At 67.6% G+C, this 13,285-nt stretch carries 13 protein-coding genes; 6 read left to right on the top strand and 7 right to left on the bottom strand.

The window, feature by feature from the left end; genetic code table 11:
- The first annotated feature begins 18 nt into the window (after nucleotides 1-18).
- A complete protein-coding gene (locus tag ACFOM8_RS10400; protein ID WP_377761282.1) occupies nucleotides 19-792 on the top strand; it encodes an alpha/beta fold hydrolase in 774 nt (257 codons plus the stop codon).
- On the opposite strand, the gene ACFOM8_RS10395 is transcribed toward ACFOM8_RS10400, so the two are convergent.
- From ACFOM8_RS10395 to ACFOM8_RS10385, 3 genes are read right to left on the bottom strand one after another with little or no spacing between them, the layout of a single operon-like run.
- A complete protein-coding gene (locus ACFOM8_RS10395; protein WP_377761281.1) occupies nucleotides 770-1,096 on the bottom strand; it encodes a hypothetical protein in 327 nt (108 codons plus the stop codon). The genes ACFOM8_RS10400 and ACFOM8_RS10395 overlap by 23 nt on opposite strands.
- A gap of 35 nt (nucleotides 1,097-1,131) precedes the next feature.
- Nucleotides 1,132-1,494 carry a cell division protein ZapA gene (gene zapA / locus ACFOM8_RS10390; RefSeq protein WP_377761280.1) on the bottom strand — a complete coding sequence of 121 codons (363 nt, stop codon included), beginning with the start codon at nucleotides 1,492-1,494 and terminating at the stop codon, nucleotides 1,132-1,134.
- Nucleotides 1,495-1,989 carry a hypothetical protein gene (locus ACFOM8_RS10385; RefSeq protein WP_377761279.1) on the bottom strand — a complete coding sequence of 165 codons (495 nt, stop codon included), beginning with the start codon at nucleotides 1,987-1,989 and terminating at the stop codon, nucleotides 1,495-1,497.
- 117 nt (nucleotides 1,990-2,106) lie between these two features.
- Here ACFOM8_RS10385 and hisB point away from each other — a divergent pair, with 117 nt between their 5' ends.
- From hisB to ACFOM8_RS10370, 3 genes are all read left to right on the top strand, one after another.
- Nucleotides 2,107-2,694: an imidazoleglycerol-phosphate dehydratase HisB gene (gene hisB, locus ACFOM8_RS10380; RefSeq protein ID WP_377761278.1), complete on the top strand. Its 588-nt coding sequence runs from the start codon at nucleotides 2,107-2,109 to the stop codon at nucleotides 2,692-2,694.
- Nucleotides 2,694-3,338 (top strand): imidazole glycerol phosphate synthase subunit HisH, encoded by a 645-nt coding sequence (gene hisH, locus ACFOM8_RS10375; RefSeq protein ID WP_377761277.1) that lies wholly within the window; start codon nucleotides 2,694-2,696, stop codon nucleotides 3,336-3,338. The genes hisB and hisH overlap by 1 nt, the downstream gene beginning before the upstream one ends.
- A 138-nt stretch (nucleotides 3,339-3,476) precedes the next feature.
- The gene (locus ACFOM8_RS10370) at nucleotides 3,477-4,634 is read left to right on the top strand and encodes a Hint domain-containing protein (RefSeq protein ID WP_377761276.1); all 1,158 of its coding nucleotides are present in this window, start codon (nucleotides 3,477-3,479) and stop codon (nucleotides 4,632-4,634) included.
- A 36-nt stretch (nucleotides 4,635-4,670) separates the two neighbouring features.
- Here the strand turns inward: ACFOM8_RS10370 and ACFOM8_RS10365 are convergent, their stop codons facing one another.
- Nucleotides 4,671-6,272, bottom strand: coding sequence for a bifunctional metallophosphatase/5'-nucleotidase (locus ACFOM8_RS10365; protein ID WP_377761275.1), 1,602 nt, complete (start codon nucleotides 6,270-6,272; stop codon nucleotides 4,671-4,673).
- Nucleotides 6,273-6,398: 126 nt separating this feature from the next.
- Between ACFOM8_RS10365 and ACFOM8_RS10360 the strand changes: the two genes are divergently transcribed.
- Together ACFOM8_RS10360 and ACFOM8_RS10355 are read left to right on the top strand one after the other, a co-directional pair.
- On the top strand, nucleotides 6,399-6,734 hold the full coding sequence (locus ACFOM8_RS10360) for a DUF952 domain-containing protein (protein WP_377761274.1): 336 nt from the start codon (nucleotides 6,399-6,401) through the stop codon (nucleotides 6,732-6,734).
- Complete coding sequence (locus ACFOM8_RS10355; RefSeq protein WP_377761273.1) at nucleotides 6,731-7,795, top strand: quinone-dependent dihydroorotate dehydrogenase; 1,065 nt, start codon at nucleotides 6,731-6,733, stop codon at nucleotides 7,793-7,795. Before ACFOM8_RS10360 ends, ACFOM8_RS10355 begins: the two co-directional genes overlap by 4 nt.
- Here ACFOM8_RS10355 and cysE read toward each other — a convergent pair.
- From cysE to ACFOM8_RS10340, 3 genes are all read right to left on the bottom strand, one after another.
- The gene (gene cysE, locus ACFOM8_RS10350) at nucleotides 7,786-8,607 is read right to left on the bottom strand and encodes a serine O-acetyltransferase (protein WP_377761304.1); all 822 of its coding nucleotides are present in this window, start codon (nucleotides 8,605-8,607) and stop codon (nucleotides 7,786-7,788) included. The genes ACFOM8_RS10355 and cysE overlap by 10 nt on opposite strands.
- Nucleotides 8,608-8,680: 73 nt before the next feature.
- Entirely contained in the window at nucleotides 8,681-9,391 is a 711-nt protein-coding gene (locus tag ACFOM8_RS10345; protein ID WP_377761272.1) for a DUF2793 domain-containing protein, read from the bottom strand.
- The gene (locus ACFOM8_RS10340; protein ID WP_377761271.1) at nucleotides 9,381-13,265 is read right to left on the bottom strand and encodes a baseplate multidomain protein megatron; all 3,885 of its coding nucleotides are present in this window, start codon (nucleotides 13,263-13,265) and stop codon (nucleotides 9,381-9,383) included. The genes ACFOM8_RS10345 and ACFOM8_RS10340 overlap by 11 nt, the downstream gene beginning before the upstream one ends.
- Nucleotides 13,266-13,285: the final 20 nt, after the last annotated feature.

The raw sequence follows: 13,285 nt of genomic DNA, 5'->3' as shown, positions 1-13,285 counted from the left end.
ACGCTCTAGGATCGCGGCATGAAACTGAATCACACGATTTTCGGCGAAGCCGACGGTTTGCCGGTGCTGCTGGTCCATGGCCTGTTCGGACAAGGCCGCAACCTGGGCGCGCTGGCGCGCAGGCTGGCGGACCGGCGGCGCGTCGTCACGGTGGACATGCGCAACCACGGCGACAGCTTCCACCACCCGGACCACGGCTATCCGGCGCTGGCGGACGATCTGGCGGGGACGGTCGCGGATTTGGGGGGACGGGTCGATCTGGTCGGGCATTCCATGGGGGGCAAGGCTGCGATGGCGCTGGCGCTGACACGGCCCGAAATGGTGCGCAAGCTGGCGGTGCTGGACATCGCGCCGCTGGCTTACGGCCATTCGCAGACCGGGCTGATCGACGCGATGGAGGCGCTGGACCTGGCCGACCTGGACCGCCGCAGCGCCGCCGACGCCGCCTTGGCGGAACGGGTCGAGGATCCCGGCGTGCGCGCCTTTCTGCTGCAATCGCTGGATTTGAAGGCGGATCCCAAGGCCTGGCGGCTGAACCTGACCGCCCTGCGCGACCAGATGGACAAGCTGGTCGGCTGGCCCGAGGAATTGCCGAGGGGCAGCTTCGACGGCCCGGTCCTGGAGGTCGCGGGCGAGGCGTCCGACTATGTGACCGCCCGGGGCCAGGCGGCATTGCGCGACCATTTCCCGCAGGCGCGCGTGGTGCGCGTCAAGGGCGCCGGGCACTGGCTGCATGCCGACGCGCCCGAAGCCGTGGCGCAGATCCTGGTCAGCTATCTGGGCGAGGGCTGAGCGCGCCCCAGCAATCCAGGTCAAAGGTCGCGACCCCTGTGTCGCGCGGAGTCCGGGCGGTGACGCCGAAGGGAATAACCGTGCAGCCCGTCGTTTGCGCCGCCGCCTGTTCCATCAGCGGGCGGATCACCGCGACCGAGGGGCGGGCGGCAAAGGTCAGGCGCATGACCTGGGCCCTGTCGTCCTTGTGGAAAACCGCGAAGTCCATGCCTTGCAGGCGGATGTCGTGGCGGATCGCCCCCATCATCCGAGGCGAAGGGGTCGCGCAGGCCGCAAGCAGCAAAAGAAGAACAAGAACACGCATGACCCCCTGTCTGCCACAGCGGCGTTAAGGGCGGGTTAACGGCCGCCCTGCTCCTCCAGCCGGTCGGCCAGGGACTCGGCCCGCGCCGCCAGTTCGGCCATGGCTTCCTTCAGGTCGGACGGGATGACCGGGATCTCGACCCGGGTGGGATTGGCCTGCAGGCGGTTCAGGTGACGCTCGGCCTTTTCGGCCCGCTCCTCCAGCGTGGCCACGCGGTCGGCCAGCATCAGCCCGGCCAGCAGCAGCAGGCGCGGCTCGGGCGTGCGGCCGGCCTGCGCCAGGATCTGCTGCGCCTCGGCGTCCAGCAGGCTTGCCGCGCGTTGCAGCAGCCGTTCCTCTCCGTCCTGGGCGGCGACGCGGTATTCCTTGTGCCCGATGATGAAATCGACCTCGGCCATCTAGCGGTCCCCTTGTTCTGCATCGGTGTCCTCGGGCACGCCCGCGGCATCGCCCGCGATCTCGGGCGTGGCGGCGGCGGCCTCGTTCTCGGCCAGCAGGCGCTCGACCTCGGCCAGCAGCGTCCCCAGTTGCGCGGCCTCGGCGGCGCGGGCGGCGCGCAGGGCCTCGATCTCGGCCTCGAGGGCGACGCTGACCGCTTCGATCCGGTCGCCGTCGCCGGATGCCGCCTGGATCAGCGCGCGATTCGCGGCCGCCAGTTCGTCATTGGCCGCAGCCAGCCGCGCGGCCTGTTCGGCCAGATCGGGTCCGCCCGCGTCAGTCCCGGACTGCGACAGCTGCCTTGTCAGCGCCGCGATCCGCGCATGGGCCCGGTCAAGTTCGGCTTTCAGATCCTGATCAGGGGACGCATGGCCCATCCCGCCGCGGTCCAGAAACTGGTCGATGCGGTCCAAGGCGGCACTGAGGCGGCGTTCGCTGACAGAGATGTCGCTCATCGGCGGTCCTTTCAAAGCGTCTCCTTGGTTGTCGCATTGCCTCTGCCTCATGACAAGCCTGCCCGCTTGGCGCGCCGCGCCGGTCGGCCTATAAGGCGGGCGACGAAAGGAAGCCCCATGCGCGAAGCCACCATCACCCGCACCACCGCCGAAACCCAGATCGAGGTCGCGCTGAACCTCGACGGCACGGGCGTCTACGACAACCAGACGGGGGTGGGCTTTTTCGACCACATGCTGGACCAGCTGTCGCGCCATTCGCTGATCGACCTGACGATCCGCGCCAAGGGCGATCTGCACGTGGACGACCACCACACCGTCGAGGACACGGGCATCGCCATCGGCCAGGCCCTGGTCCGCGCGCTTGGCGACAAGAAGGGCATCCGCCGTTACGGCAGTTTTCTGCTGGCCATGGACGATTCGCTGGTCCGCGCGGCCCTGGACCTGTCCGCGCGCCCCTTTCTGGTATGGAACGTTGCGTTCCCGACCGAGAAGATCGGCACCTTCGACACCCAACTGGTCCGAGAGTTCTTCCAGGCCCTGTCCACCCATGGCGGCATCACCCTGCATGTGGACCGTATCCACGGCATCAACAGCCACCACATCGCCGAGGCGGCCTTCAAGGCCGTGGCCCGCGCCCTGCGCGAGGCGGTCGAACCCGATCCGCGCATGGCGGGCGTGTTGCCCTCGACCAAGGGGGCGCTGTGATGCGGGTCGCGCTGATAGATTATGAAAGCGGCAACCTGCATTCGGCGCAAAAGGCTTTCCAGCTGATGGGCCGCGACGCGGGGGCCGAGATCGTCGTGACGGCGGACCCCGCCGTGGCGGCGCGGGCCGACCGGATCGTGCTGCCGGGCGACGGCGCCTTTCCCGCATGCCGCACCGCCCTGGGCGAGGTGGACGGCATGGCCGAGGCGCTGCGCGAGGCCGTGCTGAACCGGGGCGTGCCCTTCATGGGCATCTGCGTGGGGATGCAGATGCTGGCGACCACAGGGCATGAATACCGCGAAACCGCCGGCCTGAACTGGATCGGCGGAGAAGTCGCCGCCATCGCCACGCCCGATCGTCAGGAACGGGGACTGAAGGTGCCGCACATGGGATGGAACGATCTGGTCATCGACCGGCCCCATCCCGTGCTGGAGGGGATCGCCACGGGCGACCACGCCTATTTCGTTCACGGCTGGCAGTTCCGGGTGGCGGACCCGTCGCATCTGCTGGCCCATGTCGATTACGGCGGGCCGGTCACGGCGGTGGTGGGGCGCGACAACATCGTGGGCACCCAGTTCCACCCCGAAAAATCGCAGGCGACGGGCCTGCGCCTGATCGCCAACTTCCTGCGCTGGAAGCCCTGACGGTCACCCTGCGGCATTCATTAACCGTCAAGCAAGATTAACCCTTCGTTAACCGTTGGCCGCTATGGCTGTTCTGACGGCCGACCCTGGTCGTTCAGCCCGGAACGTGCCGGGCCCCATGCCAGGACGACGGGTGTGATGGCTTACGAGTCTTACCAGTTCACGATGCTGACCTTGGGTCAGCCTGTCACCACGAAGGGCTCCGGCACCGAAACGGCGGCGCAGGCGCCATGGTCGAACGTCACGGGCGCGATCAACATGTCCGGCGCGACCCTGTCCACCGTTTCCATCGCTGACGACGACTCGCGTTTCCAAAGCGGCCGCTATGCGCCCGATGCGGCGGGCCAGACGCTGACAACGGCCGTCAGGTTCGGCAACGATGCCGCGCTGACGCCGGCCGGAACGGCGCTGTCGTTCCACACCACCTCGATCATACGGACCCAGAACGCCGACGGCAGCCATGACGAGTTCATGGCGCTGTTTCCCCGAAAGCACGAACCGAACGCGTTCGGCGCGGAACTGGGCGGACGGCATTCGGTCCTGCTGATCCCGGTCGCGCGGGCGAACGGAACCTTTCCGGTCTTCAGCCTGACCAAGACCTATACCTTCAAGGCCGTGCAGGGCGTCGGGCGTGCAAACGATTCCACGGCCTATGCGCCGCCCGCCGCCGTGACCTGCTTTGCCATGGGAACGCTGATCGGCACGCCCGCCGGACCTCGGCCGATCGAGGCGCTGCGGCCCGGCGATCCGGTTCTGACGCGGGATCGAGGGGCGCAGGTGCTTCGCTGGCACGGGGGGACGCATGTCTCGAAGGAAGGGCTGGAAATGCGGCCCAACCTGCGGCCGATCCTGATCCGCAAGGGTGCGCTTGGCGAAGGCACCCCCGGCAGCGACCTTGTGGTGTCGCCGCAGCACAGGATCCTGGTCCGATCCCGCATCGCCCACCGGCTGTTCGAGAATGCCGAGATCCTGGTGGCGGCCAAGCATCTGGCGGGGCTGCCCGGGATCGAGGTGATCGTTCCGCCGCAAGGCGTGAGCTATTTCCACCTGCTGTTCGACCGGCACGAGATCGTGCTGTCGAACGGCGCCTGGTCGGAAAGCCTTTACACCGGGCCGCAGGCGCTGAAATCGGTCAGCGACGCGGCGCGCCGGGAAATCATGGCCTTGTTTCCCCAACTGGCACGGGAAACAGCCACGGTCCCCGCCCGCCGCCTGCTAACCGGGCGCGAAGCGAAACAGCTGTCGGAACGGCAGTTGCGCAACATCGGCAAACGCCGCCTAGTCGAGTCCTTGTAAGGCGGATGTCCCCGGCACCGCCGAGGACAGCGCCCGTCACTTGACGGTGATGCGGCCGTCCAGGGCGGGCTTATAGGGCCCCTCCTGCGCGCCCAGATAGCCGGCCACGACCTCGGCCAGATCCGGTCCGAAGTCATAAGCGTTCCGGGCCTTCGTCTCGAAGACGTCATAGCCGTCGCCGCCCGCGCGCATGTAGTTGTTCGACACGACGCCATAGGTCGCGGCGGGGTCGATGGGCTTCCATTCGCCATCCGCCATGACCATCACGTCGCTGATCCGCTTGCCCGCCTCGGCCGCGGGATCGACGGTGTATTTCAGCCCCGCCACCTGCGCGAAACGGCCCGCGCCTTCTTCGTACTTGCTGGCCCCGTTTTCCAGGGCCGCGACCACATCGGCACCCTTCAGCTGAAAGGTCGCCAGCGTGTTCTGGAACGGCAGAACGGTGTAGACCTCGCCCATCGACACCGGCCCCTGGTCGATCGAGGCGCGCAGGCCCCCGCCATTGGCAATGGCAATGGTCATGCCCTGGTCCTTGACGCGATCCAGCATCGCATCGGCCACCAGGTTGCCCATCTCGCACTCCCGGACGCGGCAGCTGGTGCGGTCGCCGTCGATGGGGGCAGCGGTCTCGGCCACGACCTTCTGGCGAAGCTCCTCGATCGGCGCGGCCATTTCGGTGACGCGCGCGGCGATGGCCTCGTCCTCGGGAACCGAACTGTCCAGCAGGATCGGCTCGCCCTCGACCTTTGTCAGCTTGCCGTCGTCGTCAAAGGTCAAGGTCAGGTGGCCCAGGTATTTGGAGTATGCATAGGCGGTGACAACCGGCACCTCGGTCCCGTCCGGCCCGGCAACCATGGTGGGATAAGGCCCCTGGGCATCCTCCATGTCGCCCAGCAGCGTGTGGGAATGGCCGCCGATGATCGCGTCCAGCCCCGGGACCTCCTTCGCGAAGTCCTGGTCGCGCCCATAGCCCACATGGGTCAGCGCGATGATCTTGTCGACGCCTTGGTCGGTCAGTTCCTGCACATCGGCCTTGAGGCTTTCGATGTCGTCCTGGAAAATGACGCTGGGGCCAGGGGAAGCCGTTTCCGGCGTGTCCATCGCCAGCGCCGAGACGATGCCGATCTTCTCGCCGCCGACCTCAAGCGTGACGACATCGTCGACCTTGCCCTTCAGGACGTTCGATTGCGACAGATCCAGGTTGCCGGACACGACCGGAAATTCCACCCCGTCGGCCAGAACGGCCAGCCCTTCGGGCCCATCGTCGAATTCGTGGTTGCCGACCGCCATGGCGTCATAGCCGATGGCCGTCATGAACTCGACCACGTCCTTGCCCTTGTAGGTGGTGTAGAACAGCGATCCCTGATACTGGTCGCCCGCATCCAGAACGATGACATCGCCGCCCTCGGCCCGGATCCTGTCGCGCAGTTCCTCGACCTTGGAGGCCACGCGCGCCACGCCGCCGAAACATTCGCCCGCATCCTTGGCTTCCTGGTCGCAGGTGCTGTCGTATTCGTTGATCGCCTCGATCCGGCTGTGCAGGTCATTGGTGTGGAGGATATGCAGCACCGTTTCGGCCTGCGCCGACCCAGCGAAAAGCGCCGCGGCGGATACGGCGGTCAAAAGGCGGAATGCCATCGGTGATTCCTTTCTTGTCCCTGGGACTGAAAGGAAGATTGGCGCAGCCCGGTCCGGGGGTCAAATGACGGAATCTTGGCGATCCGCTCTCTTGACCCGCCGCAGGACACCGGGGCAAATGCCGCCATGATGATCTTCAAGGTTTTCCGCCCGGCGGAATGGGAACAGCTTCGAGCCGACGGCTCGACTCGCGGCGCACCGGTCGATCTGGCCGACGGGTTCGTGCATTTCTCGACCGCCGCGCAGCTTGGCGCCACGCTGTCCCGGCATTTCGCGGCCGAAAAGGATCTGGTGCTGCTGGCCTGCGATGCCGGGCGCCTTGGCGAGGACCTTCGCTGGGAACCCTCGCGAGGCGGGGATCTGTTTCCGCATCTTTATCGCGCGCTGAGGCTGGACGACATCGTCTGGTCGCGCGACATCCTGCCGGGCAGGAATGGCCACGACACGGGACCGCTGGAATGAAGCTTGTGGAAAAGATCGGCCTGGCTGCCCTGCACCGGCTGGACCCGGAACGCGCGCATGACCTGTCGATCCGTGCGCTTTCATCGGGGCTGGTGCCGCTGCCCGGGGCGCCGGTCGCGTCCGACAGGCTTCGCGTCCGTCTGGCGGGGCTGGACCTGCCGAACCCGGTCGGGCTTGCCGCGGGCTACGACAAGAACGCCCGGGCCGTGGCGCCCCTGATGCGCGCGGGCTTCGGCTTTATCGAGCTTGGCGCGGCCACCCCGCATCCGCAGCCGGGCAACCCGCAGCCCCGCCTGTTCCGTCTTTCCGAGGACCGGGCGATCATCAACCGCTTCGGCTTCAACAACGAGGGCGCGGAGGCGATCGCCGCGCGCATGACGGCGCGGGGGCCGGGCATCCCGATCGGGCTGAACATCGGCGCGAACAAGGACAGCACGGATCGGGCCGCCGATTTCGCGGCCGTTGTGGACATCGCCGGAGCCTCGGCCGATTTTCTGACCGTCAACGTGTCCTCGCCCAACACCGAACGCCTGCGCGACCTACAGGGCGCCGAGGCCCTGGCGGCCCTGCTGCGCGGGGTGTTGCAGGCACGCGACCGCCTGCCGCGGCGCCGCCCCGTCTTTCTGAAGATCGCCCCCGATCTGGATGATCGCGAGATCGCGGACATCGCCGCCGTCGCCCGTGAGTGCCGGATCGACGGCATCATCGCGACGAACACGACCCTGTCGCGCGACGGCCTGTCCAGCCGCCATGCGGCCGAGACCGGCGGGCTGTCGGGACGGCCGCTTTTCAAACGCTCGACTGTGGTCCTGGCAAAGCTCCACCGCGCCACGAACGGCGCGATTCCCCTGATCGGCGTCGGCGGCATCGCCTCGGCCGACGACGCGTGGGAGAAGATCCGCGCAGGGGCCAACGCGGTGCAGATCTATTCCGCGCTGATCTATCAGGGCTTTTCGCTGGTCGGGCAGATCGCCAACGGCCTTGATGAACGCCTGCGCGCGGCGGGCATGACCCTTGACAACCTGCGCGGCAGCGGAGCCGCCGACTGGTCTCAGAGGTAGTCCTCGCCAAGGCCCAGAAGCTGGTTCATGCTGTGCGACGGTTCCGAACATCCCGCGTCGCCGATCACCCGCGCAGGCACGCCCGCGACGGTTTTGCAGGACGGCACCTCGTGCAGAACCACCGACCCGGCGGCGATGCGCGAATGGTGGCCGACCCGGATGTTGCCCAGAACCTTGGCCCCCGCCCCGATCATCACCCCGTCGCCGATCTTCGGATGGCGGTCGCCATCCTCCTTTCCGGTGCCGCCCAGCGTGACCGAGTGCAGCATCGACACGTCGTTGCCGACAGTCGCTGTTTCGCCGATGACGATGGAATGGGCATGGTCGATCATGACCCCCGTGCCGATGACCGCCGCCGGATGGATGTCCACGCCAAAGCATTCCGAGCAGCGCATCTGCACGAAATAGGCCATGTCGAACCGTTCCTGCTGCCACAGCCAGTGCGCCATGCGATAGGCTTGCAGCGCCTGGAAGCCCTTGAAGAACAGGATCGGCTGCAACAGCCGATGCGTCGCCGGATCGCGGTCATAGACAGCCATCAGGTCGGCGCGCGCGGCATCCCCCAGTTCGGGCGTGCTGCGATAGGCCTGATCCGCGATCTCGCGCAGGATCTGCTCGCTCATCTCGCCGCTGGCCAGCTTCAGCGAAAAGCGATAGGCCAGCGCGGCCTCCAGGCTGGGATGATGCAGCAGCCCCGCATGGATCAACGCGCCCAGCAGCGGTTCGTCCCGAACCGCCGCCCGCGCCTCGTCGCGCAACTGGGACCAGATCGCATCGCGATCAAGTCCCAGGTTCTTCTTGGTGCCTTGCATGGTCATGCCGTCGGTCCGCGCCAGTGTTCCGCCCTTTTTAGCGCGAAGCGGCGGCAGAGGAAAGGACGGGCCGTCAACCCGGAAGCCGCAGTTCCAGCCAATGAACGGCAAGCTTGACCTTGCCGCCGGTAAACCCGCCCCCTTCCCCGGTCATCAGCAGGTTCGCGCCAGAGTAATAGGTCATCGGCGTCCCCAGCATCCCCCGCGCCCAAGAACCCGCGCCCTTGCCCAGGCCCTGCCCGAAGCGGTTGTTGGAATCTGCCGTTCCGAACCGCCAGGTCTGAAGCGAGCCGGTCAGGGCCTGCGTGACCCGCGCCACCGCGCCGATCACCATGGCGCCAGCCGGGATTGAAACGCCGGTGTTGAAGGTTGCGCCAGCGCCGACGGTCACCTCGCCCTCGGCCATCCCGAAGGCCAGACCCGATCCCAGAGCGCCGAAGGTCGCGGCGCCGATGAACCAGGACTGGCCGTCGAAGATCGCCTCGGCCCCCCGGTCCGCGACAAAGGCCCGCATCCCGCGCGAGGGGCTGACAAAGATCCACCCTCCGTTCGCGCCGACCGCGATCCGCCCCCCCTGCCCCGCCCAGGCACCGCCCGCGCCCGGCGGCACCGCCCAGCATTGCCCGTCGATCACCGCCCCGGGGGGCGTCGGCGTCGAGACGCTTTCCAGGACGGCATTGGTCAACCCGTCCAGCCGCATCAGCGCCTCGTTGACAGTGACATGCTTCTGGGCCTGCGCGGATTGAAGCAGCGGCAGCTGAAGGCGCATGGTTTCATTCGACATTGAAGTTCCTCTTGGCATAGGGGCCCGCGCCGAACTGGTCGGACAGTTGCGCAACAGCCACAGTGAAACCGCCGCCCCCATGGGCAGCGGCCCAGACCTGTTCGGGGACGGTATGGGTGGGCGTTCCGACATCCGCCTCGTGCAGAACGGCGCCGTTCTGGATCAAGCGCAGGCGATAGCGTTCGCGGACCTCGCCCAGCGGGATGTCCTCGCCCTCCCACCCGTCGCCATCGACGCGGCTGCGGCGAATCCAGGACAGCGTGCGACCATTGGAGCGCAGATGGCAAGGCGCATAGGGGCGCAGTCCGATCCCCCGCGTCTCGGTCGTCTTTGCGCGGTAGCTGGGATCGTCAAATGCCCGCCGCGCCGGACCGATGCGCCAGAAGCGTTCCTGTCCCCGCGCCGAGGGCGGCAGGCTCACCTGCTGGGCCGCGCCGTCCAGGATCACCACAACGCTGCCCTTGGGCCAGACCTCGGGCATGATGCCGTCGGTGCCCGCCTGCCCGCGCAGCCTGCCGCCGATCTCCCACAGATCCTTTTCCACCGGAATCGCGCTGGAAAACTGGATGACCTCCCAGTTCTCCGGCGAACCGTCGCCGATCGCCAGCGCGTTCGATCCCGCCAGAAGCGCCTTCATGCCGACCGACCGCAGCGATGCGTCCTTAAGCCGGACACGCAGCGGCGCCCCCCGGTCGATGATCCCCGGACGGGCGCGAAGCAGCGGCGTTTCGGTTCGCCCGATGAACGCCCGCTTTCTCAGAGTCGTGTTCAGTTCGAATCCGCCGTCGCTCTCGATCGAGGAATAGGCCACAACCGATCCGGGCCAAGGCTTCGCCGTCGCGGCCAGATAGGGCGCGTGCGGCTGTTCGTCGCCCTTGAGCAGCGGCAGGTCCAGAAACAGCGACCAGACCGGCAAAGTCGGGGTGTAACGGCTGATGATCCCGTCATCCTCGTTTGTCGCCGCCTGCCGATAGGCGCCAGGCTCGACACGGACCGCATCGACGGTGATGGCGCCCGCGCGCTCCACCCGGTCGATCCGCCAACGCTTCGGCTGGGCGCGCCCGTCATCCATGCGGATCACGTCTCCAGGCCCCAGATCGGCGGCGGATGGCGGCAGCGCGAAACGCGCCGTGTCGCGCGACACCACCGACTCCGCCAGCCACCGCTCCGCGATGGCCCGCCCTTCGGCCCGGGTCAGGGACATGGCGAATTCGCTGTCGCTTGCCGTGTTGTCATCCCCATCCGCCAGGCTGACCTCGGCGGTCGCGGTCGCATAGTCGCCACCCGCCTCGACATGGGTCAGCCGCAAACGTCCCGACAACTCGGCTTGCGCCTGCCGGACGGTCTGGAAACCGCCGACCTCCTCGCCGATCGCCAGATGCTCGCGCCCCAGGTCACGCTTCACCAACCCGTCCCGAGGCATGAACCGCAGCGATCCGTCGCGTTCGACCACGTCGATGCCATGCGCCAGCAGGATCGGCTGCAAGGCCGCGCGCGCCGTTTCGCCGCCGCTGACCTGGAAACCGCGCACGACCCCGCTGACGGCACCGGTGTCGAAATCCGCCACACCCGCCTCGCGGCAGATGTCGCCGATGACCGAATCCAGCATCACGGACCCTGCCCGCCCGTTCAGCCAGTGCCCGCGCTGCCAGGCCGGGCCGTCCGACCACAGATCCGGGCGGCCGGGAAAGGCCGGAAAGGGGCGCGCGTCCCAGCACCAGACGTGCGCCCGGTCCAGATCGACCATGCGCCGGCCATCCGTCATCGCCGGATTGTTGGCAGGCTTCGCCCAATAGGACGTGACCGCCCGGACATAGGCCGCCTGGATCGCATCGTCGCGCTGCCCGTTGGAATAATGCGGCAGCGTGCTTTCCGAACTCATGGCGTCCAGGAACTTGTTGGGCTGGTTGGTCGCCTTGTCCAGGGCAGCGCAGCCGTATTCCGTGAACCAGATCGGCTTCGACCCCGGCACCCACCCCGTCGCCTGCCGCGACCGAACGCCGTTCGGCCGGTCGTAATGCAGGTTCTGCCACCAGCTTTTCAAATCCTTGTATTTCCAGACCCAGGCCTCGTCATAGGCGCCATCCGTGATCGGCGTGCGCCGCTGCGCATCGCGGTCGGCATCGGTGGCGTAATACCAGTCGAAGCCCTCGCCCCCGCAGACATTGGCTTGCAGATAATCCGGGTTGCCGATGCGGCCCCAATGGGCGTCCAGGTGATCCTCGCCATCCCGCCAGTCGGACAACGGCATATAGTTGTCGATGCCGATGAAATCGACGGCGGGATGTGCCCACAGCGGGTCGAGATGGAAGAACAGCTCGCCTCCGCCGGGATGATGGCCGAAATACTCGGACCAGTCCGAGGCATAGCCGATCTTGACCTTTGGTCCCAAGATCGCGCGCGCATCCTCGGCCAGGCGGCACAACTGCTGCACGGCGGGATAGCTGTTCCCCGCGCCCCGGATCCGCGTCATGCCGACCATCTCGGAGCCGATCAGGAAAGCGTCGATCCCGCCCGCCGCCGCGCAGAGATGCGCGTAATGCAGGATGAAGCGGCGATATGACCACTCGTCGGGCCCCCGATAGCGCACCTTGTCGCCGTCCCGCACGAAATCGTCCACGCCGGCCGCGCCAAAGAACGCCTGGACCTCGGCCGCCGCAGCCGCCGTGCCATCGACCGATCCTGTCCGCCCCGGCGCCACCGAGGTCGTGACCCGCCCGCGCCAAGGCATGACCGGCTGTTCCTCGGCTCCGTAAGGATCGGGCAGCCCGTTGCCCGCAAGCTGCTCCATCAGGATGAACGGATAGAAGATCGCCTTCCGCCCCGATGCCGCGATGGCCCGCAGCCCTTCCACGACCGCCTGATCCGCGGGCGTTCCGCCATAGATCGGCCGGTCGTCGACCCGCGCAACCTGGGCCGCGGCCTGCCGGTCGATGCCCGCCGCCGTCCAGGGCATCTCGTCCCCGTCGGTCTCCTTCTGCTCGACCTTGGGCCGAACGGTGCAGCGGTCGATGCGCAGGTCGCTGCCGAACCAGGACACAACCATCGACACCGATCCGACGTTCGGCAACTCGCGCCCCAGGATGTTCATCGAGGCCGTGAAGTCCGTCCCGCCCATCGGCGTGTTCACGTTCGTGGACCGCAGTTCGCCCAGACCCAAGTCCTGGTTGACCGGGGTCGTCGCCAGGGAATACTCGCCCGTGCCGGGGATCAGCGCGACTGCCCGCACGTCGCGGCACAAGCCGCTGCCGTCCTGAGCAGGCGCCGTGACCTCGAAGCTCAACTGCGGCATCCGGTTGCCCCAGGCCTCCAGGTTCAAATCCTCCAGCACCACATAGGCCAGGCCGCGATAGGCGGGCGCCAGATCCCCCTCATGCGCCGCGATGGCCGGATCGGGCCGCTGGTTCTCGTCGCCGTTGTAGACGCGCATGTTCAGATCGTCGGCCGAGATCTCCTCGCCATCCGCCCAGACCCGGCCGACGCCCAGGATCCGCCCCTCGCACAAGGCAAGCGCGACCGACAGGCGATAGCTGATCTGCGTGACCGTGGACCGGGGCGTTCCCTTGCCGCCGCCCGCATCCTCGGACCGCGCGATTTCCTCCAGGGGCGATGCCCAGACGACATGGCCGGGCAGCCGCATCTGCCCCCAGATGCGCGGGATCGGCGCGCCCTCGCCTGCGGTTTGCAGACGCAGGCGGTCGATGCGGCCGGTTTCCACGGCCTTCGAACCGCTGCCCAGCAGCCGCTGGTCGATGACCCGGCCCACCGTGGCGCCGACCGCGCGGCCGATGACCGCGCCCGACAGGCCCAGAACCGCGCCGCCGAAGCTTCCGCCAATCGACGCCCCTACGGCGGACAGCACGATGGTCGCCATTTCGGCCTCCTAAAGTCTTG

This window comes from Paracoccus angustae (assembly GCF_042648745.1).
GTDB lineage: Bacteria > Pseudomonadota > Alphaproteobacteria > Rhodobacterales > Rhodobacteraceae > Paracoccus > Paracoccus angustae.
This window is presented reverse-complemented; position numbering and strand designations above follow the sequence as displayed.